Raw genomic sequence first — 20,502 nt, 5'->3', positions numbered from 1 at the left:
TCCTTTCAGAGACCGGTGTTGCGGCTGGTGTCCGCAGGATCGAGGCGATCACGGACAAAGCGGTCTTTGAGTATTATGAAAAGATGGAAGAAGAACTCATGGAAGCCGCAAAGGTTGTAAAATCAACGCCTGCCAAACTGATGGCACGCCTGGAAGCCCTGATGACTGAACTGAAAGAACTTCACAGCGAAAACGAGTCCCTAAAGAGCAAACTGGCAAAGGATGCTCTTGGAGACGTGATGGATCAGGTGCAGGATGTAAACGGAGTGAAACTTCTGGCAGCGAAAGTGGCGGACGTAGACATGAACGGCCTGCGGGAACTCGGCGATTCCCTGAAAGAAAAACTTGGAGAGGGCGTGATTGTACTGGCATCTTCTCTGGGCGGAAAAGTGTTCCTTGTGGCTATGGCTACCGACGGGGCACAAAAAGCTGGAGCTCATGCGGGAAATCTGATCAAAGGCATCGCAGGATGCGTCGGAGGAGGCGGAGGAGGCCGTCCGAATATGGCCCAGGCCGGAGGAAAGAAGCCGGAAGGAATCGATGATGCGATCGCTAAGGCTAAGGAAGAATTGGCCGGACAGCTGAAATAAATCAAAACGAATGAAGTACCATTTCAAACCGTGAGGAAAACGGAAGAAAAAAACCTTCAAACTGAGTTATTTTAAATTTTCTCAGTTTGAAGGCTTTTCATTTTTATGCCGCAAAAACAGGCGGTTTGAACATAAAGATTAGTTTAGTATGCTTTTACAGATTTACTCTTTGAGTATGCTCCGTATACTTTCTGGTTTGTTGAATCGTAATAGTAATATCTCACCTGAACGTAGTATCTTGCGTTTTTCTTTAATCCTGTTTTTGTATATGTGTTTTTACCTAATCCTGTTGTTTTATAAGTGGCTTTTTTCATACTGCTGCTTCTGGAATAGCGGAAACGGAATCCACGTCTTGTTCCGTCTGCTTTTGTGTAAGTCTTTGACTTTGCTGTGAATCCAACACCTTTGCCGGATTTGCCTTTGACAGACAAAGCAGAGGCCCTGCCAACACTTAACTTTGAGAATTTTGCAGTGAGTGTTACATTTAATCTGTCATCCGGAACTGTGGTCACTGTTTTTCCGTTGTAGGTCCATCCGACAAACTCATAACCTTTCCTCCCGGCTGCCTTGTAGCTTTTTTTGTTCCATCCGGGAAGTTTACTGCCGGCGGTTCTGTTTGATAATGTCGTAATGGATTTATCTTTATATCCTTTTAAAATCAGGTTTGTATTTTTTGAGGATTTTATGATATTGACTTGACAGATCGGATCACTGCCTTCATCGAAATCAAACGTTAAATGCTGTTTTCCTACGGCAAATTGATTGAAATAACTTTTGTAGATTCTTACAGACTCGTTTCCGAGAATATAATCTTTTCCGCTAGTTAAGGTTTGGGAACCGTTTTTGATGGCTTTTAAGGTGCGACCGTTACTAACGATTCCTATGACTATATCGCCTTGTTTCGATAAATCGAATGTCTGTGGAGTCTTAACAGATGCATTTACCATCGGTGTTATTTTGATGGTTCCGAGGGTGACAGCGGCTATTGCATTGTTAAAGTCATTTCCGGCAGAAGTCACGGTAATCGTGTAATCACCTTCCAGTAATGTATTTAAGTCGGCCTGCGTAAAAGTAAAGGATACCTCACCATTTTTAGTGGCTGTGACTTTTTCTGTGATTTTAGCAACATTGCTGTTGTCATTGATGGATGCGGTTAACTCAAGAGAAGCTGGATTTGTATTTGAAAAGAATGCTTTGTCAAGTTTTGCCTTGATCTCCCCATCGGCTGTTTCAAAATTGCTTCTTGATTTTGTCAGGAAAATAGGCTTGTCAATGGTTACGGTTGGGGTTTCTTTGTTAACGGTGATAGAACCAATCTTTGCTTCTTTAACAGAATTTGCGCTGTCAGTTGTTGATTTGGCTTTAATGTCGTAAGTACCTGATGGTAATAGATTTAGATCTTTTTGTGTGAATCTAAAATTTACTTCGACTGAATCCGTAGTTTTTGTTTCCATGGGAATAGGCACTGATTTGATTGTTTTTTCTGCAGTTCCAATTTTATATCCGATAGTAGCCTCCACAGTTACTTTTATAGCTGGATTTGTATTTGAAAGAGATGCTTTTACATCCTTATCCTCGGAAAATTGTGAAACGATTCCTGTAATCGAAGCAGTTCCTGAAATAGTAGTAGTTGGAGGTGTTGTTAGATCGTCTGCACGGATTGGAGTTATGGTAAATACGGTCACCATAACCACGCATAACATTGCGCTGCATAGTTGTTTTAATTTTTTCATTTGTACCTTCCTTTCTTTTAGATGAACTAGTTGTTTCATAAATCTGTATACATAAAGATTAATAAATTTATAACTAGTACTATATTAACATATAGTTAGAAAAAAATAGAATGAAAAGCTATTAAAATACTCATGATGTTGTGATTGTATAAATAGTTGATTGAAAATTAAAAGAATGATATAATATATGAAAAGTTTTTGGAAACAATTTAACGATTCGGATATTAGGAGAATGTTATATGCTGAAGAAAAAGCAGCAGATCTATCAGGGCAGATCCGTAAAGAGATTCAATGAAATCCGGGATATCTTAGACATCTATCATGTAAAATATACCTATCAGGTAAAAGACACCGTCAATGATACTGGAAGCGACTCACCGCTGTCCTTTTTAGGATGCCAGCAGGGAATGGCACCGAGGGCTTTTACCGGAAGTGCAGGGGTAGCCGCAGAAGATTTAAAAAATTATTGTATTTACGCAGTTGAAAAAGAGGTAAAGACAAAGGTGCCAGGGTATCTTCTTAAAGAGATCTGGAACACTCTTTAAAGTCAGCTATAAAAACTCATTTTTCCGTCGAAAAAACATGATTTTAACTATTGACGAATATCCCAATTATGGTATAATAATCTAGTGCAAGAAAGTGCCCAAACAGTCATAATGCACAATATAAGGCTGGAGGGGAGGTCAGGAATTAAGAATGTCAAACGTTATCGTTAAAGAAAATGAATCTTTAGACAGCGCTCTTCGCAGATTTAAGAGAAACTGTGCCAAAGCAGGTATTCAGCAGGAAATCCGCAAAAGAGAGCATTACGAAAAACCAAGTGTTCGCCGTAAGAAAAAGTCTGAAGCGGCTCGTAAAAGAAAAGTAAAATAATAGAAGCAGGCATCGTATACTTGAGGTATACGGTGCTTTTCTTTTGCATATATTAAAACAACGATAGGATGCTTAAGTGTGCTGCTGCGCCAAAAAGCATAGTGAGGGTCTGTATGAAGAAAAAGCCAAAGGAGGCATTAGCCAAAGGTTTATCCCTTCCAAGAGATGTGGTCTTTGGCGATTTTATTATTACCTTAACCGGCAATGAACAGGTGATGATTGAAAATTATAAGGGAATCCTTTCTTACGAAGAACATCAAATCGTCATCCAGGGAAACCACGTGGTTTTGAGGATTATAGGGACAAATCTTGTCATTCAATATTATTCCATGGAAATTATGAAGGTGACCGGCGAAATCACACGGCTGGAATACGCATAAAGGAGAATCAGGATGGTCAGATTAATACAGTATATTTTCGGAAGTATATTTTTAGAGATATCAGGTCCTTCCGTGGAACGTTTTCTTAACCTATGTGCAAAACAAAACCTGGTGCTCTGGAAGCTTAGGCCGGGAGGGAAGGGATATCAGTGTTCCGTACAAAAGAGAGCTTATGAGACTGTTTTAACACTTGCAGAAAAAACGGGAACCTCGGTTCAGATTCTGGGAAGAAAGGGACTTCCCTTTTTTTTATTGGAACACCGGAAACGAAAGGTATTTTTCTTTGGCATCGGCATGGCTTTCGTTCTGATGTTTTTAATGTCTCAGTTTATCTGGGAGATCACAATCTCAGGCAATGAACGGTATTCCAAAAGTGATATGCTGAAATATGTAAAGAGCAATTTTTATCAAATCGGGACGTATAAGAAAAAGATTGACTGCAATTTATTAGAGGAACATATCCGGGAAGATCACGAAGGCATTGCATGGGTTTCCTGTTCCATCAACGGCACAAGATTACATATTGACATAAAGGAATCACTGGACAGGAAAACAAAACAAAATCCGAGAAAGCCATGTGACATTGTCTCCAATAAGAAGGGGACCATTACTTCTATGTCGGTAAAAAGCGGCACTCCTTTAGTACAGGTGGGTGACAAAGTAAAAAAGGGAGATACGCTTATTTCGGGAATGATTTATTATTACAGTGACGATTATCAGGTCACCGAGACAAGCAAGATTAAGGCAGACGGACAGATCATCCTGAGAACCAAAGAAGATTACAAGGAAACCATACCGATTGCCACTTATGAGAAAAAATTTATATCGAAAAGTACGCGGGTGGAAAGTATACAGCTGTTAAACTGGCAGCTCAAGCTTCCGATCAAGGAGCAGAAAGGGGAATATGATATCTTAGGTGAGAAGAAACTGCTGCATATCGGTGATTTGTATTTTCCGATCGGCATTACCACAAAGAAATTTGAGGGATACGAACCACAAAGAAGAGTTTTGACAGAAGCACAGGCTCAGGAGAAGCTGAAAAAACGGCTCTCCGCCTATGTCAATGACAAGAAGAAAAAGGGAATTAAAGTGATAAAAACCAACATTAAATATGAGAGACAGGGAAATGACTACATTGCCAAGGGAACGATCGATGTCGAGGAGCCGGTTGGAAAGATCAGAAATATAAAATCTCTGACAAAAAAACAGGTAGAAAAAATTACCCCGACAACGGCTGCTCCGCAGTAATTCTGTCTGCTGCCATATGACAAAATGTTGAAAAGATCGGAGGCAAATGGTAAACTACTATTAATATAAGAAAATAAAATGTTGAGGAGTACCTATGAATCCAATAGAAATAGATCTGGAATTTCCTTCTGAGCATGGAGGGAATGTATTTGGACAATTTGATGTTTTCATGAAGAAGATCGAAAAGACGCTTCATGTAAACTTAATTTTAAGAGACGGTCAGCTGAAAGTAGTGGGCAGCGAAGAAGCCGTGAAAAAAGCGGAGTCTGTGATCGGGGAACTGCTGGAACTATCGAGGAGAGGCAACATTATCACAGAACAAAATGTCAATTACGCTTTATCCCTGTCTATGGAAGAAAAAAGCGGTCATCTGCTGGAACTGGATAAGGATGTGGTCTGCCACACCGTCCAGGGAAAGCCTGTGAAAGCTAAGACACTTGGACAGAAAAAATATCTGGAACAGATCTCAGAGAAGATGATCACGTTTGGAATCGGACCGGCCGGGACAGGAAAGACCTATCTGGCGATGGCGATGGCCATCACTGCGTTTAAGAATGATGAAGTGAACCGCATCATCCTCACCAGGCCGGCTATAGAAGCCGGTGAGAAGCTTGGTTTTCTTCCGGGGGATCTGCAGAGCAAGGTAGATCCTTATTTGAGGCCGCTTTATGACGCTCTCTATGAGATCATGGGGGCAGATGCCTTTATGAAGAACATGGAAAAGGGTCTGATCGAGGTGGCTCCTCTGGCTTATATGAGGGGAAGGACACTGGATAACTCCTACATCGTCCTGGATGAGGCACAGAATACGACACCCGCCCAGATGAAGATGTTTTTAACCAGAATTGGATTTGGATCAAAGGCGATTATTACCGGTGACCTGACACAGAAGGATCTGCCGTTTGACAGTATTTCAGGCCTTGAAGAAGCAGTAAGAGTCCTTGGGAAGATTCCGGATATCGGAATATGTAAGCTGACAAACAAGGATGTCGTGCGCCACCCACTGGTGCAGCAGATTGTCACGGCATACGATAAATATGAAGAAAGCAAAAACCGAAAGAAAAAAGAGAAAGCTCCCCGGAAACGAACGAAAGACAGGTAAAGTTATGAGTGTTTTTTTAGAGAATGAGTATGAAGGAACAGCAGGCATAGACTGTGAAATGATTGCCGGACAAGTTGTTGAGGCTGCTGTGGATTATGTAACATGTCCCTTTGAGTGCGAAGTTAATCTCATGCTCGTGGGAAATGAAGAGATCCATCGGATCAATCTGGAACAAAGGGGCATTGACCGTCCCACAGACGTTCTTTCTTTTCCGATGATCGAGTACGAAAATCCGGGATGTTTCGACGGACTGGAAGAAGATCCGGCAGCGTTTCACCCGGATACAGGGGAACTGATGCTGGGTGATATTGTAATTTCTTTAGATAAGGCAAAAGAACAGGCTAAAGCTTACGGACACAGCCTGGAGAGAGAATATGCCTTTTTGATCGCCCACAGTATGCTCCATTTATTTGGTTATGACCACATGGAGGATGAAGAGCGTGCGGTGATGGAAGAAAAACAGGAAGAAATACTGCAGTTCGTTCACTATACAAGAGATTAGAGGTTACTATGGGAAAGAAACAAAAGAGCAGCTTTTTAGTACAGGGAACGATCTTGGCCGCAGCCTCACTGATCTGCCGTGTCATCGGACTGCTGTACAGAAGGCCTTTAACGGCCATCATCGGCAACGAGGGAATGGGGTATTACGGATTTGCATACAACGTTTACAGCATTATTCTGCTGATTGCATCGTTCAGTATTCCGCTGGCGGTATCCAAGTCCATTGCAGCCAGGCTTGCGATGAAGGAATATAAAAATGCCCAGAGGGTATTTCATGGGGCGTTAGTATACGTAGTGATCGTGGGAGGAGCTGCAGGACTGATTACATTTTTTGGAGCGCCGGCATTTCTGCCGAATCAGCCTGGAGCTGTACTGGCTTTGAGAACTATGGCACCGACTATTTTTTTATCGGGTATCCTGGGTGTTTTGAGAGGATATTTTCAGGGTCACTCTACTATGGTGCCGACATCTGTGTCACAGATTTTGGAGCAGATTTTAAATGCCGTTTTCAGTGTTCTCATGGCTTATGTTCTTGTAGCCCCGTATGTAGGAATCGGCGGTAAAGTTGCCTCGTATAAACTCGCAAAATATGGTGCGGCGGGAAGTGCCATCGGTACCGGGGCAGGAGTGCTCACAGGTTTGATTTTCTGCGGTGTTATTTATTGGATATACCGTCCTAAAGTCAAACGTCAGATGGCCGCGGATAAGACAAAGAAGATCGAGTCTTACAAAAGGATTTTGAAAATCCTCCTTTTGACGATTACTCCGGTTATTTTCAGCACGGCGATCTATAACTGCAGTGCCATAATTGATTCCACACTTTTCAGTATGATTATGGTAGACAAAGGTATGGCAGCCAGATCGGTTGCAACTTTGTTTGGAATTTTTTCGAATCAATACAACGTACTAATTAATGTGCCGGTTGCTATTGCATCCGCATTGTCCAATGCCATTGTGCCGGACATTGCAGGGGCTTTTGCGGTTAACGACAAAAAGCGCATGAATGACAGCATTAATACGGCAATCAAATTTACGATGATTATTTCTATTCCCTGTGCCGTAGGTATGGGAGTCCTTGCAAAACCGATCGTAGGTTTATTATTTGGCCCGGCCAAAGCCTTCGGACTCGGCCCGAAACTTTTGATGATCGGATCAGTATCCATCGTATTTTATTGTCTGTCCACGCTGAGCAATGGTATTTTGCAGGGAATGGGCAAGATGAAAGTACCTGTTCGTCATTCGGCAGTGTCAGTAGTCATCAATGTATTTGTTTTGGTCGTGCTGCTCTATACGACTAAAGCGAACGCCTACGCACTAGTTTTTGCCACGATGGCGTTTTCTTTTGTCATGTGTCTGCTTAATGCCAGATCCATTAAAAAATATACAGGTTACGAACAGGAAATTTCAAAGACATTTATAAAACCGCTGATCAGTGCGGGAGTGATGGGAATCGCAGTCGGGATTATCGGATTTGTCTTTCAGAAGTTTATGTCGGGGACAAGCCTGGGCTATGCGCTGTGCCTTTTGATTGCAGTACCCCTTGGGGCGTTCGTATACTTTATCGCGATTATCGGATTAAAGGTATTCGAGGAGGATGAACTTCGCAGGGTTCCAAAGGGACATCTGATATTAAAGATGGCAAAAAAATTAAGGCTGTTATAAAGAGTTTACTGTTTTTTTCTGATGCATCGGCAGCAGTCGGCAAATAAAAGAAAACAGCCTACATTCAATATCCATTTTCTGTTATAATAGAAGAAAAAGTGGAGGACAGGCATGAATCAGATACTAGAGCAGATACAAAAGGAAAAGAAACTGGTCAGTTTATATGGTCATATGGGCGGTGAGCAGACAGTCCTGACAGGATATATACTGTACATGACGGAAGAGGAACTGCTGATGGCGAAGATTTCATCGAGGGGAGAGTACGACGGTTTTGTGCTGCAGCGGCCGAAGTGTTTTTTCAGGGCAGAGACGGACGGCAGCAGAGAACGGAGGATGGGCACCCTTTATCTTCATAAGAAAAAAAGCCATGGAAGAATTTATAAATTAGACCAGCAGACTTGTATGGATGCTCTGCTCCGGTATGCAAAGGAGCAGGGACTGCTGATGAATTTTAACATGGATGAGGACGGGAAATATTCTATTCTCGGTTTCATTCAGGATTTCAGCAAAAACTTCATTAAAATACAGAAGATTGATCAGGATGGATTTGAGGATGGATTTGTATATCTGGATGTTCAGAAAATTGTTTCATGCCGGTGTGACACGGCGGGAGAACAGGATATTCTTCTGCTGAACCGTGTAAATTGCTGAATTTGATATTTTTTTGAATAGAACGGCTGATTTTGGGAACGCTTATGGAAAAGGAGTGTTTCGTATGAACAAAATCAACCGTTTTTTATTAATATATATGGTCGTGATCACAACCCTTTGCGGGTATATGTGTTATGTGGCGTTTTATCAGAAGGATACCAGCCAGGACAAGCTGGTCCATCAGGTACAGTCCACAATCATCAAAGAACAGACGACAAAAGAGCAGGCAGAAACTACGAAAAAGAAAAAGACAACCTACGGGCTCGCCCTGCGCGACGGCAGTCTGGTGATCCTGAACAATCAGACAAAAGAAATTTTTGAATATACAGATTTGACAAAAAATGATCTGCCGGATGAAGTCCACCAGATGCTGAAAGAAAAAAAGAAATTTCATTCCGTGGAAGAAGTGTATCATTTTCTTGAGTCCTACAGCAGTTAGCACTATAATCTAAAGAGAAGATAAATTCTGAACAAGCAAGATAGATTGAGGTGACCGGAATGAAAAGAGTTTTTTTGATCGTGCTGGACAGCTTTGGCATCGGGGAAGCGCCCGATGCCAAAGATTTCGGGGATGAGGGAAGCAACACACTGCTGGCAGTGTCCAAAAGTCTGTATTTTGACCTGCCGAATCTGGAGAAACTGGGCTTATTTGCTGTCGACGGCGCAGAGATCGACGGTGACAGGCAGACCACTGTGCCGATTGGCACCTATGGACGAATGACGGAGCAGTCGAAAGGAAAAGATACGACCATCGGACATTGGGAGATTGCGGGAATCATATCTGAAAAACCGCTGCCGGTGTATCCGAAAGGATTTCCGGAAGAAGTCACTGCGGTTTTTGAACAGGAAACAGGCAGAAAGATCCTCTGCAACCGGCCGTATTCCGGTACGGAGGTTATCAGAGATTACGGAGATGAACACGTGAAAACCGGAGCGCTCATTGTCTATACATCGGCGGACAGTGTATTCCAGATCGCAGCCCATGAAGATGTGGTGCCGCCGGAAGAGCTGTACCGATACTGTAAAATAGCAAGGAAGATCCTGACGGGAAAGCACGGTGTGGGAAGGGTTATTGCACGTCCGTTTATCGGAGAGAGCGGCCATTATACGAGGACGTCCAACCGGCATGATTTTTCCATAGAACCGCCGAAAGTGACGATGCTGGATCAGCTGAAAGAAAAGGGATTTGATGTGATCGGCATTGGAAAGATCCACGATATTTTTGCCGGTAAAGGACTGACGGAGTTTTCATTTACCAAAAACAACGAGGATGGCATTGAGCAGACGAAAGAGTGGATGAAGAAGAGGTTTGAAGGATTATGTTTCGTAAATCTCGTAGACTTTGACATGCTGTACGGGCACCGAAATGATGTGGACGGATATGCCAAAGCCCTCAGTTATTTTGACAAACAGCTGCCGAAGCTTCTGGGGCTGATGCGGGAAGGGGATATCCTGATGATCACGGCAGACCACGGATGTGATCCGTCGACTCCTTCTACGGATCATTCCAGAGAATATACGCCGTTTCTTATGTATCAATACGGGCAGGCAAAAGGTGTCAATTTAAAAACAAGAAAAACATTTGCAGATATCGGGAGCACTGTGTTAGACTATTTTGGTATAGAGTCAAAAATAGACGGAACCAGTGTTTTGGAGGATATAGATGAAGTATGATGTAATCATCGCAGGAGGCGGGGCATCCGGTATGACGGCGGCTATCACAGCGGCGCGCAGAGGATGCTCCGTCCTTGTGCTGGAAAGGATGGACAGGCCGGGAAAAAAGATCCTTGCCACAGGCAACGGACGGTGCAATTTGACAAACAGTTATTTAGATCAGGACTGCTACCGGGGAGAAAAACCGGGATTTCCATACTCCATGCTGGAGGTGTTTGGGGCCGCAGAGACCCTGGACTTTTTCCAGTCCATGGGAATGCTGACCACCGATTTGGGAGGATACTATTATCCTGCGTCCATGCAGGCTTCCACGGTGGTTGATACACTGACTGGGAAAATGCGGCAGCTCGGCGTACATATAAAGACGGGAACGGAAGTTAAAAAAATACAGAAGATAAAGGATACATTTCATGTGACATGCGGCACAGAGAAATATCAGGGCAGAAATGTCATCCTGGCAGCCGGGGGAATGGCCCAGGAAAAACTGGGCAGCAACGGCAGCGGATATGCACTGGCAAAAGCTGTGGGGCATACCGTGACGGATGTATTTCCGGCTTTGGTGGCTCTGGAATCGGAGGAGAAATTCTTTCAGCATTTGGCCGGTGTCCGCAATGTTTCTGCGCTTTCGGTCTACGTAAACGGACAGAAGACAGCGGAACAAACAGGAGAAGTCCAGTTTGCCAAGTATGGGATATCCGGAATTCCGGTGTTTCAGGTCAGCCGGTATGCCATCGACGCTCTGAGGAAGAAAAAAAAGGTGGAAGTGATCTTAAACCTCATGCCGGAGCAGATCACATTGAAGGAATTAATGGACTATTTCAGAAAAGTCGGATATTACAAGACAGCGGAAGAATTTCTCCAGGGCTTCCTGAATAAAAAACTGGCATTTACGGTGCTGAGCCGTTTGAAAATCCGGCCGGAGAAGAGTGCAGCGGACCTTACACAGAAAGAACTGAGGCAGATCCGTTCCATGATACAGAAGTTTCCGGTCCCGGTTTCGGGTTATAAAGGATTTGATATGGCACAGGTGACGGCAGGCGGCGTTTCCGTCAGGGAAGTCATCGAGGGCACACTGGAATCGAAGATTCACCGGGGTCTGTACTTTGCCGGGGAATTACTGGATGTAGACGGCACCTGCGGCGGCTATAATCTTCAGTGGGCTTTTACATCAGGATATATTGCGGGAAATCAGATAGAGGCGGAGAATCAATGATCAGAATCAGTCAGATAAAACTTCCGGCGGAACATACGAAAGTCCAGCTGGAACAGAAAATAAAAAAAGCGGTGCATCACGCAACGTTAAAAAACTATCAGATCTTTAAGAGGTCTCTGGATGCCAGAAAAAAAGATCAGATCAGCTATGTATATACAATCGATGCAGAAGTAGAGAAAGAGTCCGAATTTCTCAAAAGAAACAAGAATCCCAGGATAACAAAAGCCGAAAGAAAAGAATACCGGATACCTAAATGCAGGAAAGAGATCCCGGTCCGCCCTGTGGTGATCGGCATGGGCCCGGCGGGCCTTTTTGCAGCTCTGATTTTGGCAAAGGCCGGGCTGAAACCGGTTCTTCTGGAACGGGGAAAACCTGTAGAAGAGAGAAGGAAGGACGTAGAAGCTTTCTGGGAAAACGGGGATCTCAACCCTGAGTCAAACGTACAGTTCGGAGAAGGAGGAGCCGGAACTTTTTCCGACGGAAAGCTCAATACGGCAGTGAAGGACAAATACGGGCGGAACCGGTTTGTGCTGGAAACCTTTGTGCAGTATGGGGCACCGGAAGAAATCTTATATGACGGAAAACCGCATATCGGGACAGATCTGCTCTGCATGGTTGTGGCAAATATGAGAAATGCTATACAGCAAGCAGGAGGAACGATCCGGTTCGAAAACAAGGTAACAGATTTGGTAATAAAAAGAGGAAGACTGACGGCGCTTGTGATCAATGGAACAGAGACACTTCCGTGCGATACTGCAGTGCTGGCAGTGGGACACAGTGCCAGAGATACCTTTGAAATGCTGTATAAAAGAAAGCTTCATATGACGCCGAAAGCTTTTGCCGTCGGGGTAAGGGTTGAGCATCCGAGGCAGAAGATCGACGAATTTCAGTATGGAAAAGGGGCGGCGGATAAAAAACTGCCCACGGCTTCCTATAAACTTACTTACAGAGCTTCATGCGGCAGGAGCGTCTATTCTTTTTGTATGTGCCCCGGAGGATTTGTGGTGAATGCGTCTTCAGAAAAAGGAAGGCTGACAGTCAATGGAATGAGCAATCACGACCGTATGGCGAGAAATTCAAACAGTGCGGTCATCGCCAGTGTGACGCCGGAGGATTTTGGATCAGAACATCCGCTGGCCGGCATCGAATTCCAGAGAAAGTGGGAGGAGAAAGCTTATCTGGCCGGAAACGGAGCCATACCCGTTCAGACGTTTTCAGATTTTAAGGAAGATAAAAAGACTGATAAATTCGGAAAGATCCTTCCTAATACAAAAGGGAAAACAGCATTTGCAAATATAAGGGAATGTCTGCCGGACGAGGTTTCAGAGGCAATCATTGAGGGAATGGATGCTTTTGAGAAAAAAATCAAAGGATTTTCTGATGGCGATACAGTCCTGAGCGGAATAGAGGCGAGAACCTCATCCCCTCTCCGGATGGAAAGGGATGAGTCATTTCAGGGCAGTATTTCCGGGATCTATCCATGCGGGGAAGGCGCAGGATATGCCGGAGGCATCACGTCTGCGGCTATGGACGGCATCAAAACGGCGGAACAATTAATCGAAAATATGGATAAAAAATACAACATATTGTGATGTTTAACATCTGGACACACAATATATATTGGTTTATAATAAAGGACAGAATAATTGAAAGGGTGAAGATAAATGAAAGTGATTAAGAGAAATGGCAGTAAAGTAGATTTTGATCCGTCTAAAATTGAACTTGCCATCTTAAAAGCCATGAGGTACGGGAGCGGGGTTGTGGATGAAAAATGTGCAAAAGATATTTCCTTTGAGATCCATGAGGAACATCAGGGAGACGAGGATATCAGCATTTACCGGATCGAAGATCAGGTATTTGAAAAGCTCATTCAAAAAGACCAGATTCTGACGGCCAAGGCCTATGAGGGATACCGGAAGGTCAGAGAGTTCCAGAGAGAGACCAATACCATTGACAATGAGGTGTTCGGCATCGTGACCGGAGAGAACCAGGAAGCTTTGGATGAAAACTCCAACAAAGATCCGAATATACTGGCAACCCAGAGGGATCTGATCGCAGGAGAATTTTCCAGAGACTACTGCAGGAGGATGATGCTTCCGCCTAAAATTGTCCAGGCACATGATGACGGCATCATTCATTTTCACGATATGGACTATTACATACAGCAGATGCACAACTGTGACCTTGTAGACTTAAAGGATATGTTTAAAAACGGAACGGTGATAAACGGCAAACTGATCGAGACTCCCAAGTCCCTCCAGACGGCTTGTACGGTTGCGACCCAGATCGTGCAGCAGGTGGCAAACGGTCAGTATGGAGGCCAGACCATTTCGCTTTCCCATTTGGCGCCCTTTGTAAGAGTGAGTTTAAATAAACATAAAGAAAAGGTGAAAAAGGAAGGGGAGATGATCGGAAAAGCGTATACGGAACGGGAAGTAGAATTGATCGCCGAAGACCGTCTTCACGATGAGATCGTTTCCGGCATCCAGACGATCCAGTATCAGATCAATACCTTTTCAACAACCAACGGACAGGCTCCGTTTTTGTCTGTCTTCATGTACATCAGCGAAGAACCGGAATATGAAAAAGAAACGGCGATGCTGATCGAAGAAATGTTAAGGCAGCGGTATGAGGGAATGAAAAATCCGGTGGGAGCCTATGTGACACCTGCATTTCCAAAGCTTTTGTATGTTTTGGATGAAAACAACGTGCCGAAAGACAGCAGGTACCGCTATCTGACGGATCTGGCGGTCAAATGTGTGGCAAAACGCATGATGCCCGATTTTATTTCGGCAAAGATTATGAAGAAGAACTACAAAGGGGAAGTGTTCCCTTGCATGGGATGCCGAAGCTTTCTGGCCCCATGGAAAGATGAAGAAGGCAATTATAAATGGTACGGCAGATTTAACCAGGGAGTCGTGACGATTAACCTGGCCGATGTGGGATTGTCTGCGGAGCAGGATATGGAGAAATTCTGGAATATCCTCGACGAACGCCTGAGTCTGTGCCGGGAAGCGCTGATGCTGCGGCACGAGAGCCTGAAAGGCACTTTGTCAGATGTGAGTCCCATTCACTGGCAGTTCGGAGCTATCGCAAGGCTGAGGCCGGGCGAGACCATTGACAAGCTATTGGAAGGCGGCTATTCTACACTTTCCCTCGGATACATCGGTTTGTACGAGTGCGTTCTTTCCCTTCTCGGAAAAAGCCATACGACAGAGGATGGGGACGAACTGGCTGTCAGGATCATGGAGCGCCTCCGGGGAGCATGTGACCGGTGGAAAGCAGAGTCCGGACTCGGATTCAGCGTGTACGGAACTCCTGCAGAGTCTACGACTTATACATTTGCGAGAAGCTTAAAGAGACGGTTTGGTGTTGTGGAAGGAATCACGGATAAAGATTACATTACAAATTCTTACCATGTAAACGTGACAGAACCGATCGATGCTTTTGAAAAACTTGGATTTGAAGCGAAATTCCAGAGCATTTCTTCCGGCGGGGCCATCAGTTACGTGGAGGTGACGAACCTGAATCAGAATCCGGAAGCGCTGTCTGCTCTGATCGACTATATGTACGATACGATTCAGTACGCCGAGATCAATACAAAGTCAGACTACTGTCAGGAATGCGGATTTGACGGGGAAATTCTTCTGGATGAGAACTACGAGTGGTACTGCCCAAACTGCGGCAACAGAAGCCACAAGACTTTAAACGTATGCCGCAGGACCTGCGGATATCTGGGAGATAATTTCTGGAACAAGGGGCGTACCCAGGAGATCGGAGAACGGTTTGTCCACTTGGATAATCAGGTGCAAGAGGTGAACTAAATGCGGTACGCACAGATCAGAAAGACCGACATTTCAAACGGGACCGGCATCAGGACCTCCCTGTTTGTCCAGGGGTGCACGAGGAAGTGTAAGGGCTGTTTTAATCCGGAGACATGGGATTTTGAAGGCGGCCATGAATGGAATGAACAGGCGGAAGAAGAATTCTTAACACTGACCGCAGGAGAGCATATAGCCGGGGCAACAATTCTCGGAGGAGAGCCCATGGAACCTGAAAACCGGCGTCCGGTCAGAGAACTGTTGAGGAAGCTCAAAGAGCGCTGTCCGGAAAAAAATATCTGGATGTATTCTTCTTATCTGTTTGAAGAGATCATGGAGTTTGATCCTAAGGTACTTCAATATTTGGATGTTTTAGTGGACGGACCTTTTGTAGAAGAAAAAAAGGATTTAAATTTAAGATTCCGGGGAAGCAGTAATCAAAGAGTCATCGACGTGAAAGCATCATTGGAAAGCAAAACGGTAATCCTTCTTGAGGTTTAAGGATAAACCCAGAAGAATTCTGATTTCATCAGATTCTTCTGGGTTTTTAACGATGTCGATTTTTCGGTGATAATGCATTGATTTTTTTTGAGAAAGAGGCTACAATAATCATAAACTGCGCTGACCGGGGATCAGCGGGAATAGGACAGGACTTCAGCATTATGGAAAACAGAGAAAAACTAAAAGATAAGAAGCGGATCGTAGTAAAAGTAGGGACTTCTTCCCTGATCCATCCGAAGACAGGACAGCTAAACTTATTCCGGCTTGAAAAGCTGGTTCGTGTCCTGACAGACATTCACAACAGCGGAAAAGATGTGATCTTAGTATCGTCCGGAGCCATCGGGGTCGGGTTTAAAGCACTGGGACTCAAGGAACGCCCGGAATCCCTGCCGATGAAGCAGGCCTGCTCTGCCGTGGGGCAGGGACAGCTGATGATGATCTATCAAAAGCTGTTTGCAGAGTACAATCAGGGTTCAGCCCAGATCCTTATCACAAAAGAGACGATGCTGAACGATATGCGCAGGTTTAATGCGAGAAATACATTTAACCAGCTGCTGAGTCTGGGCATTATTCCTATCGTGAACGAAAACGACACCGTCTCCACGGAAGAGATTGAGTTCGGAGACAATGACACTTTATCTGCGGTGGTCACTGCGGTAGTAGAAGGGGATCTTTTGATCCTTCTTACAGATATCGACGGATTATATACAGACGACCCGCATAGAAATAAAAGAGCAAAACTTATTTCAGAAGTACCCGTGATCACGGAAGAGATCGAAAATATGGCAAAAGGAGCTGTGACGAAGGTAGGAACCGGAGGCATGGCCACAAAGATCGCGGCTGCAAACATCGTAACAGACTGCGGGGCCGATATGGTCATAGCAAACAGCAGAGATTTAAATGATTTAAACAGGATTATAGGGGGCAGGGAGATCGGAACGCTTTTCTTGGCCCATAAAAGAGAACATTTTAATTTTCGGAAATATCTTACGGAATGTCCGTATTTAAACTCATAATTCAGACTGGAAAGGAATAGTATGAACGAAGACAAGATTAGAAGAATCAATGAATTATATCATCTGGAAAAGTCCGTCGGGCTTTCAGAGAAGGAAAAGAAGGAGCAGAAGAAGCTTCGAGAAGAATATATACAGTCTGTCCGGGCAAATCTGCGCGGCCAGCTGAATCATATCAGCATAAAGAATGAGGACGGAAGCGTGACTCCGCTGAAGCCAAAGGGAAAGCATTGAGATAAAATAGCAGGGAGGTTGTTATGTTAGAACAATTAGGAAGACAGGCAAAAGAAGCGTCGGTCGTTCTGGCGCAGGTATCCATGAATGACAAAAACGAGCTGCTCAGGGAAGCGGCAGACCAGCTTGTGACAAATCAGAATTATATTCTTTCGGAGAATGTGAAAGACGTGAAAGCTGCCATGGAGCGCGGGATGTCAGAGGCACTGGTGGACCGGCTGACTTTGACGGTAGACAGGATCGAAGGCATGGCAGAAGGACTCAGACAGGTGGCGGATCTGGAAGATCCCATTGGGGCAGTCACTGAGATGAAGCCCAATAAAAGCGGACTGCTGATCGGAAAGAAAGTCGTTCCTCTGGGTGTTGTAGGAATCATCTATGAATCCCGGCCCAATGTTACTGCGGATGCGTTTGCTCTCTGCTTTAAAACAGGAAACGCCTGTCTGCTCCGCGGCGGAAGCGATGCCATTCACTCCAATCTCGCGATTGCGAAAGTTCTCCAGGAATCTTTAGACAAGAAAAAGATGCCGGTATTCAGCATCCAGCTCCTGGAAGATACCAGCCGTGAAACTGCCACAAAGATGATGCAGATGACGGAATATATTGATGTCCTTATTCCAAGAGGAGGAGCCGGACTGATCCGGAGCGTCGTGAAAAACAGCACAGTTCCCGTGATTGAGACGGGAACCGGAAACTGCCACACTTACATCGATCAGTATGCAGATCCGAAAATGGCTGTCGACATCGTGGTCAACGCAAAGACTCAAAGGCTCGGAACCTGCAATACATGTGAGTCTCTGGTCATACATAAAGATGTTGTACAGACCCATCTTCCGGCTATCGTAGAGGCTCTGCTCCAAAAGGGAGTGCAGGTCAGAGGAGACGAGAGAGTCATGGCAGTCAGTGACCGGGTGATGAAAGCGGCGGAAGAAGACTGGGGCACGGAATATCTGGATGCTGTTATCTCGATAAAGGTTGTGGACAGCTTTGATGAGGCGGTAGAACATATCAACCGCTACAACACAAAACATTCCGAGGCGATCGTCACAGATTCCTATTCTCATGCCCAGGAGTTTCTGGAGAAGATCGACGCGGCTGCGGTCTATGTGAATGCTTCCACGAGGTTCACAGACGGATTCGAGTTCGGCTTTGGTGCAGAGATCGGAATCAGCACTCAAAAGATTCACGCAAGGGGACCTATGGGACTCGATGCACTGACGACTACCAAATTTATTATTTATGGCAATGGACAGATCAGGCATTAGATAAAACTTCAAAGAGGGAGTTCTCAGAATCGGGGACTCCTTTTAGATTGACAATTAATTCACATATAGAACCCGGCATTGTTTCTTTTTCTGTGCAAAAAGTTGAATAAAGTGAAAGAATGAAAAGATTTTAGTGAGATGTATGTTATTTTGTGGGATTTCGTTTGTGAAAAAAATGTCGAAAGTTGATTTTGCATGCTAAACAATTTATCATTAAAGATATGGAAATTTAAGAAAAGAGAAAGGAAGGCTTAAAAATGGCATTGTTTACATTTAGCGGCGGAGTTCATCCGGATGACGGGAAAGAATACGCAAAAAATTCCCCGATCACCGAATATCTGCCGAAAGGAGATGTTGTTTTACCTGTCGGCCAGCACATCGGGGCACCTGCGAAACCGATCGTACAAAAAGGTGATCAGGTACTGGCGGGACAGAAGGTTGCAGAGGCAGGCGGTTTTGTGTCAGCCAATATTTACAGCTCTGTTTCGGGTACGGTGAAAGCGATTGAGCCGAGAGTGACTCCCGCCGGAGCGAAAGTAAATGCGATTGTAATAGAAAACGACGGAGAATTCAAAGAAGCGGAGTTTCAGGCAAAGCCGTATCAGGATATGACCAGAGACGAGGTTCTCGCTGCGATCAAAGACGCAGGAATCGTCGGACTCGGAGGAGCAGGTTTCCCTACTCATGTGAAGCTGGCTCCGAAAGATCCGGATGCCATCGAGTACATCATTGTCAATGGTGCGGAGTGTGAGCCTTACATAACCGGAGATTACAGGATCATGATGGAGACTCCGGAAGTCCTCGTGGAAGGGCTGAACATTGTTCTGGACTTATTCCCGAAAGCAAAAGGGATCATCGCAGTGGAAGATAATAAAAAAGATGCCATTGCAAAAGTCAGCGATTGTGTCAAAGGGGATGCAAGGATTTCGGTTGCGGAGCTGAAGACAAAATATCCGCAGGGAGCAGAGCGTTCCCTGATCTATGCGACAACGGGAAGAGCCATCAATTCCAGCATGCTTCCGGCAGATGCAGGATGTATTGTGGACAACGTGGCAACAATTGTTGCTGTGAAGGACGCAGTAAAAGAAGGGAAACCTTTATTTCAGCGTGTTGTGACAGTGACAGGAGACGCCATAGAAAGTCCGAAGAATCTTTTAGTGCGCACCGGAACGAATGTCAGCGAGCTGATCGAAGCAGCCGGCGGATTTAAGGGGCAGCCTGAAAAGGTGATTTCCGGAGGTCCGATGATGGGAATGGCTATGTTTACTACTGATGTTCCGGCAGTCAAAACATTTTCTTCTCTGCTGGCATTTACAAAGGACCCGGTGTCTGCCGTAGAGCCGAGCAACTGTATCAACTGCGGGCGATGTGTCAGCGTCTGTCCTCAGAAGTTAATGCCGGCGAGACTGTCCGTACTGGCAGATAACAATAACTTTGAAGCATTTGAAGCTCTCCATGGCGATGAGTGTGTGGAATGCGGATGCTGTTCTTTTATCTGTCCGGCGAAGAGAAACCTGGCACAGTCAATGAAGACAGGACGCAAACAGGTCTTGGCAAATCGTAGAAAGAAGTAAAGGAGAGGTACATATGAACGAAACATTATATCGTGTTTCAGCAAACCCGCACGTAAGGGACAAAAGCTCAACACAAAGCATTATGCTGGATGTAATCCTTGCATTACTCCCGGCCACAGTTTTTGGTATCTATATCTTCGGTGCATCTGCGGCTGTGACCATTGCGGTCTCCATTGTCACCTGTGTGGCTGCTGAGTATATATATCAGAAGTTAATGAAACAAAAAGTATCGGTAAGCGATCTGAGCGCGGCTGTGACCGGACTCCTGCTTGCACTGAACCTGCCGGCAGGTGTTCCTTTATGGATGCCGGTGCTGGGCGGCCTGTTTGCCATCATTGTCGTAAAACAGGTTTTCGGCGGCCTGGGACAGAATTTTATGAACCCGGCATTGGGAGCCCGCTGTTTTCTGATGATCTCTTTCGCGGCAAGAATGACAACATTTACATATGACGGTGTCACCACTGCGA

Annotated in this window: 21 protein-coding genes; 20 read left to right on the top strand and 1 reads right to left on the bottom strand. The window is 44.9% G+C overall.

Annotated elements, in window-relative coordinates:
- On the top strand, positions 1 to 590 hold a 590-nt coding region (locus QVP35_RS01250), incomplete at its 5' end, for a DHHA1 domain-containing protein (protein WP_288187720.1).
- Positions 591 to 733: 143 nt separating this feature from the next.
- On the opposite strand, the gene QVP35_RS01245 is transcribed toward QVP35_RS01250, so the two are convergent.
- The gene (locus tag QVP35_RS01245; protein ID WP_022260706.1) at positions 734 to 2,323 is read right to left on the bottom strand and encodes a X2-like carbohydrate binding domain-containing protein; all 1,590 of its coding nucleotides are present in this window, start codon (positions 2,321 to 2,323) and stop codon (positions 734 to 736) included.
- A gap of 239 nt (positions 2,324 to 2,562) precedes the next feature.
- Between QVP35_RS01245 and QVP35_RS01240 the strand changes: the two genes are divergently transcribed.
- The 19 genes from QVP35_RS01240 to QVP35_RS01150 all read left to right on the top strand — a co-directional run.
- The gene (locus QVP35_RS01240; RefSeq protein ID WP_009289795.1) at positions 2,563 to 2,868 is read left to right on the top strand and encodes a hypothetical protein; all 306 of its coding nucleotides are present in this window, start codon (positions 2,563 to 2,565) and stop codon (positions 2,866 to 2,868) included.
- Between the two features lie 151 nt (positions 2,869 to 3,019).
- A complete protein-coding gene (rpsU, locus tag QVP35_RS01235; RefSeq protein WP_006567174.1) occupies positions 3,020 to 3,196 on the top strand; it encodes a 30S ribosomal protein S21 in 177 nt (58 codons plus the stop codon).
- Positions 3,197 to 3,309: 113 nt separating this feature from the next.
- Entirely contained in the window at positions 3,310 to 3,576 is a 267-nt protein-coding gene (locus tag QVP35_RS01230) for a YabP/YqfC family sporulation protein (protein ID WP_009289794.1), read from the top strand.
- A 12-nt stretch (positions 3,577 to 3,588) separates the two neighbouring features.
- On the top strand, positions 3,589 to 4,824 hold the full coding sequence (locus QVP35_RS01225) for a sporulation protein YqfD (RefSeq protein ID WP_009289793.1): 1,236 nt from the start codon (positions 3,589 to 3,591) through the stop codon (positions 4,822 to 4,824).
- Positions 4,825 to 4,918: 94 nt separating this feature from the next.
- On the top strand, positions 4,919 to 5,926 hold the full coding sequence (locus tag QVP35_RS01220) for a PhoH family protein (RefSeq protein WP_022260705.1): 1,008 nt from the start codon (positions 4,919 to 4,921) through the stop codon (positions 5,924 to 5,926).
- A 4-nt stretch (positions 5,927 to 5,930) separates the two neighbouring features.
- Positions 5,931 to 6,428 (top strand): rRNA maturation RNase YbeY, encoded by a 498-nt coding sequence (gene ybeY, locus QVP35_RS01215; RefSeq protein WP_009289791.1) that lies wholly within the window; start codon positions 5,931 to 5,933, stop codon positions 6,426 to 6,428.
- 8 nt (positions 6,429 to 6,436) lie between these two features.
- On the top strand, positions 6,437 to 8,089 hold the full coding sequence (locus QVP35_RS01210) for a putative polysaccharide biosynthesis protein (RefSeq protein WP_022260704.1): 1,653 nt from the start codon (positions 6,437 to 6,439) through the stop codon (positions 8,087 to 8,089).
- 111 nt (positions 8,090 to 8,200) lie between these two features.
- Positions 8,201 to 8,740, top strand: a complete 540-nt coding sequence (locus QVP35_RS01205; protein ID WP_006567167.1) for a hypothetical protein — start codon at positions 8,201 to 8,203, stop codon at positions 8,738 to 8,740.
- 64 nt (positions 8,741 to 8,804) lie between these two features.
- A complete protein-coding gene (locus QVP35_RS01200; RefSeq protein ID WP_022260703.1) occupies positions 8,805 to 9,179 on the top strand; it encodes a hypothetical protein in 375 nt (124 codons plus the stop codon).
- Between the two features lie 59 nt (positions 9,180 to 9,238).
- A complete protein-coding gene (locus tag QVP35_RS01195) occupies positions 9,239 to 10,414 on the top strand; it encodes a phosphopentomutase (RefSeq protein ID WP_009289788.1) in 1,176 nt (391 codons plus the stop codon).
- Positions 10,404 to 11,627 (top strand): NAD(P)/FAD-dependent oxidoreductase, encoded by a 1,224-nt coding sequence (locus QVP35_RS01190; protein ID WP_022260702.1) that lies wholly within the window; start codon positions 10,404 to 10,406, stop codon positions 11,625 to 11,627. The genes QVP35_RS01195 and QVP35_RS01190 overlap by 11 nt, the downstream gene beginning before the upstream one ends.
- Positions 11,624 to 13,219: an NAD(P)/FAD-dependent oxidoreductase gene (locus tag QVP35_RS01185; RefSeq protein WP_009289785.1), complete on the top strand. Its 1,596-nt coding sequence runs from the start codon at positions 11,624 to 11,626 to the stop codon at positions 13,217 to 13,219. Before QVP35_RS01190 ends, QVP35_RS01185 begins: the two co-directional genes overlap by 4 nt.
- 72 nt (positions 13,220 to 13,291) lie before the next feature.
- Positions 13,292 to 15,451 carry an anaerobic ribonucleoside-triphosphate reductase gene (gene nrdD / locus QVP35_RS01180; protein ID WP_009289784.1) on the top strand — a complete coding sequence of 720 codons (2,160 nt, stop codon included), beginning with the start codon at positions 13,292 to 13,294 and terminating at the stop codon, positions 15,449 to 15,451.
- Positions 15,452 to 15,949, top strand: a complete 498-nt coding sequence (gene nrdG / locus QVP35_RS01175) for an anaerobic ribonucleoside-triphosphate reductase activating protein (protein WP_009289783.1) — start codon at positions 15,452 to 15,454, stop codon at positions 15,947 to 15,949. It begins immediately after the preceding gene.
- A 161-nt stretch (positions 15,950 to 16,110) separates the two neighbouring features.
- Positions 16,111 to 16,965, top strand: a complete 855-nt coding sequence (proB, locus tag QVP35_RS01170) for a glutamate 5-kinase (protein WP_009289782.1) — start codon at positions 16,111 to 16,113, stop codon at positions 16,963 to 16,965.
- A gap of 21 nt (positions 16,966 to 16,986) precedes the next feature.
- Positions 16,987 to 17,196: a DUF896 domain-containing protein gene (locus QVP35_RS01165; RefSeq protein WP_006567159.1), complete on the top strand. Its 210-nt coding sequence runs from the start codon at positions 16,987 to 16,989 to the stop codon at positions 17,194 to 17,196.
- Positions 17,197 to 17,219: 23 nt separating this feature from the next.
- Entirely contained in the window at positions 17,220 to 18,461 is a 1,242-nt protein-coding gene (locus QVP35_RS01160; RefSeq protein WP_009289781.1) for a glutamate-5-semialdehyde dehydrogenase, read from the top strand.
- Between the two features lie 257 nt (positions 18,462 to 18,718).
- Positions 18,719 to 20,035, top strand: a complete 1,317-nt coding sequence (rsxC, locus tag QVP35_RS01155; protein ID WP_009289780.1) for an electron transport complex subunit RsxC — start codon at positions 18,719 to 18,721, stop codon at positions 20,033 to 20,035.
- Between the two features lie 13 nt (positions 20,036 to 20,048).
- Positions 20,049 to 20,502: RnfABCDGE type electron transport complex subunit D (locus QVP35_RS01150; RefSeq protein ID WP_288187719.1), on the top strand; the 454-nt coding region annotated here is incomplete at its 3' end.

This window comes from Anaerostipes sp. CAG:276 (genome assembly GCF_000432215.1).
Taxonomy (GTDB): domain Bacteria; phylum Bacillota; class Clostridia; order Lachnospirales; family Lachnospiraceae; genus Anaerostipes; species Anaerostipes caccae.
Note: the sequence above shows the minus strand (reverse complement) of the source record. Positions and strands in the feature narration are given on the sequence as shown.

Coding starts and splice junctions, on each gene's coding strand:
- QVP35_RS01245 (WP_022260706.1), bottom strand. CDS start 2,323: ATGAAAAAATTAAAACAACTATGCAGCGCAATGTTATGCGTGGTTATG.
- nrdG (WP_009289783.1), top strand. CDS start 15,452: ATGCGGTACGCACAGATCAGAAAGACCGACATTTCAAACGGGACCGGC.
- QVP35_RS01220 (WP_022260705.1), top strand. CDS start 4,919: ATGAATCCAATAGAAATAGATCTGGAATTTCCTTCTGAGCATGGAGGG.
- nrdD (WP_009289784.1), top strand. CDS start 13,292: ATGAAAGTGATTAAGAGAAATGGCAGTAAAGTAGATTTTGATCCGTCT.
- QVP35_RS01210 (WP_022260704.1), top strand. CDS start 6,437: ATGGGAAAGAAACAAAAGAGCAGCTTTTTAGTACAGGGAACGATCTTG.
- rpsU (WP_006567174.1), top strand. CDS start 3,020: ATGTCAAACGTTATCGTTAAAGAAAATGAATCTTTAGACAGCGCTCTT.
- rsxC (WP_009289780.1), top strand. CDS start 18,719: ATGGCATTGTTTACATTTAGCGGCGGAGTTCATCCGGATGACGGGAAA.
- QVP35_RS01230 (WP_009289794.1), top strand. CDS start 3,310: ATGAAGAAAAAGCCAAAGGAGGCATTAGCCAAAGGTTTATCCCTTCCA.
- QVP35_RS01160 (WP_009289781.1), top strand. CDS start 17,220: ATGTTAGAACAATTAGGAAGACAGGCAAAAGAAGCGTCGGTCGTTCTG.
- QVP35_RS01165 (WP_006567159.1), top strand. CDS start 16,987: ATGAACGAAGACAAGATTAGAAGAATCAATGAATTATATCATCTGGAA.
- QVP35_RS01200 (WP_022260703.1), top strand. CDS start 8,805: ATGAACAAAATCAACCGTTTTTTATTAATATATATGGTCGTGATCACA.
- ybeY (WP_009289791.1), top strand. CDS start 5,931: ATGAGTGTTTTTTTAGAGAATGAGTATGAAGGAACAGCAGGCATAGAC.
- QVP35_RS01185 (WP_009289785.1), top strand. CDS start 11,624: ATGATCAGAATCAGTCAGATAAAACTTCCGGCGGAACATACGAAAGTC.
- QVP35_RS01225 (WP_009289793.1), top strand. CDS start 3,589: ATGGTCAGATTAATACAGTATATTTTCGGAAGTATATTTTTAGAGATA.
- QVP35_RS01190 (WP_022260702.1), top strand. CDS start 10,404: ATGAAGTATGATGTAATCATCGCAGGAGGCGGGGCATCCGGTATGACG.
- QVP35_RS01205 (WP_006567167.1), top strand. CDS start 8,201: ATGAATCAGATACTAGAGCAGATACAAAAGGAAAAGAAACTGGTCAGT.
- proB (WP_009289782.1), top strand. CDS start 16,111: ATGGAAAACAGAGAAAAACTAAAAGATAAGAAGCGGATCGTAGTAAAA.
- QVP35_RS01195 (WP_009289788.1), top strand. CDS start 9,239: ATGAAAAGAGTTTTTTTGATCGTGCTGGACAGCTTTGGCATCGGGGAA.
- QVP35_RS01240 (WP_009289795.1), top strand. CDS start 2,563: ATGCTGAAGAAAAAGCAGCAGATCTATCAGGGCAGATCCGTAAAGAGA.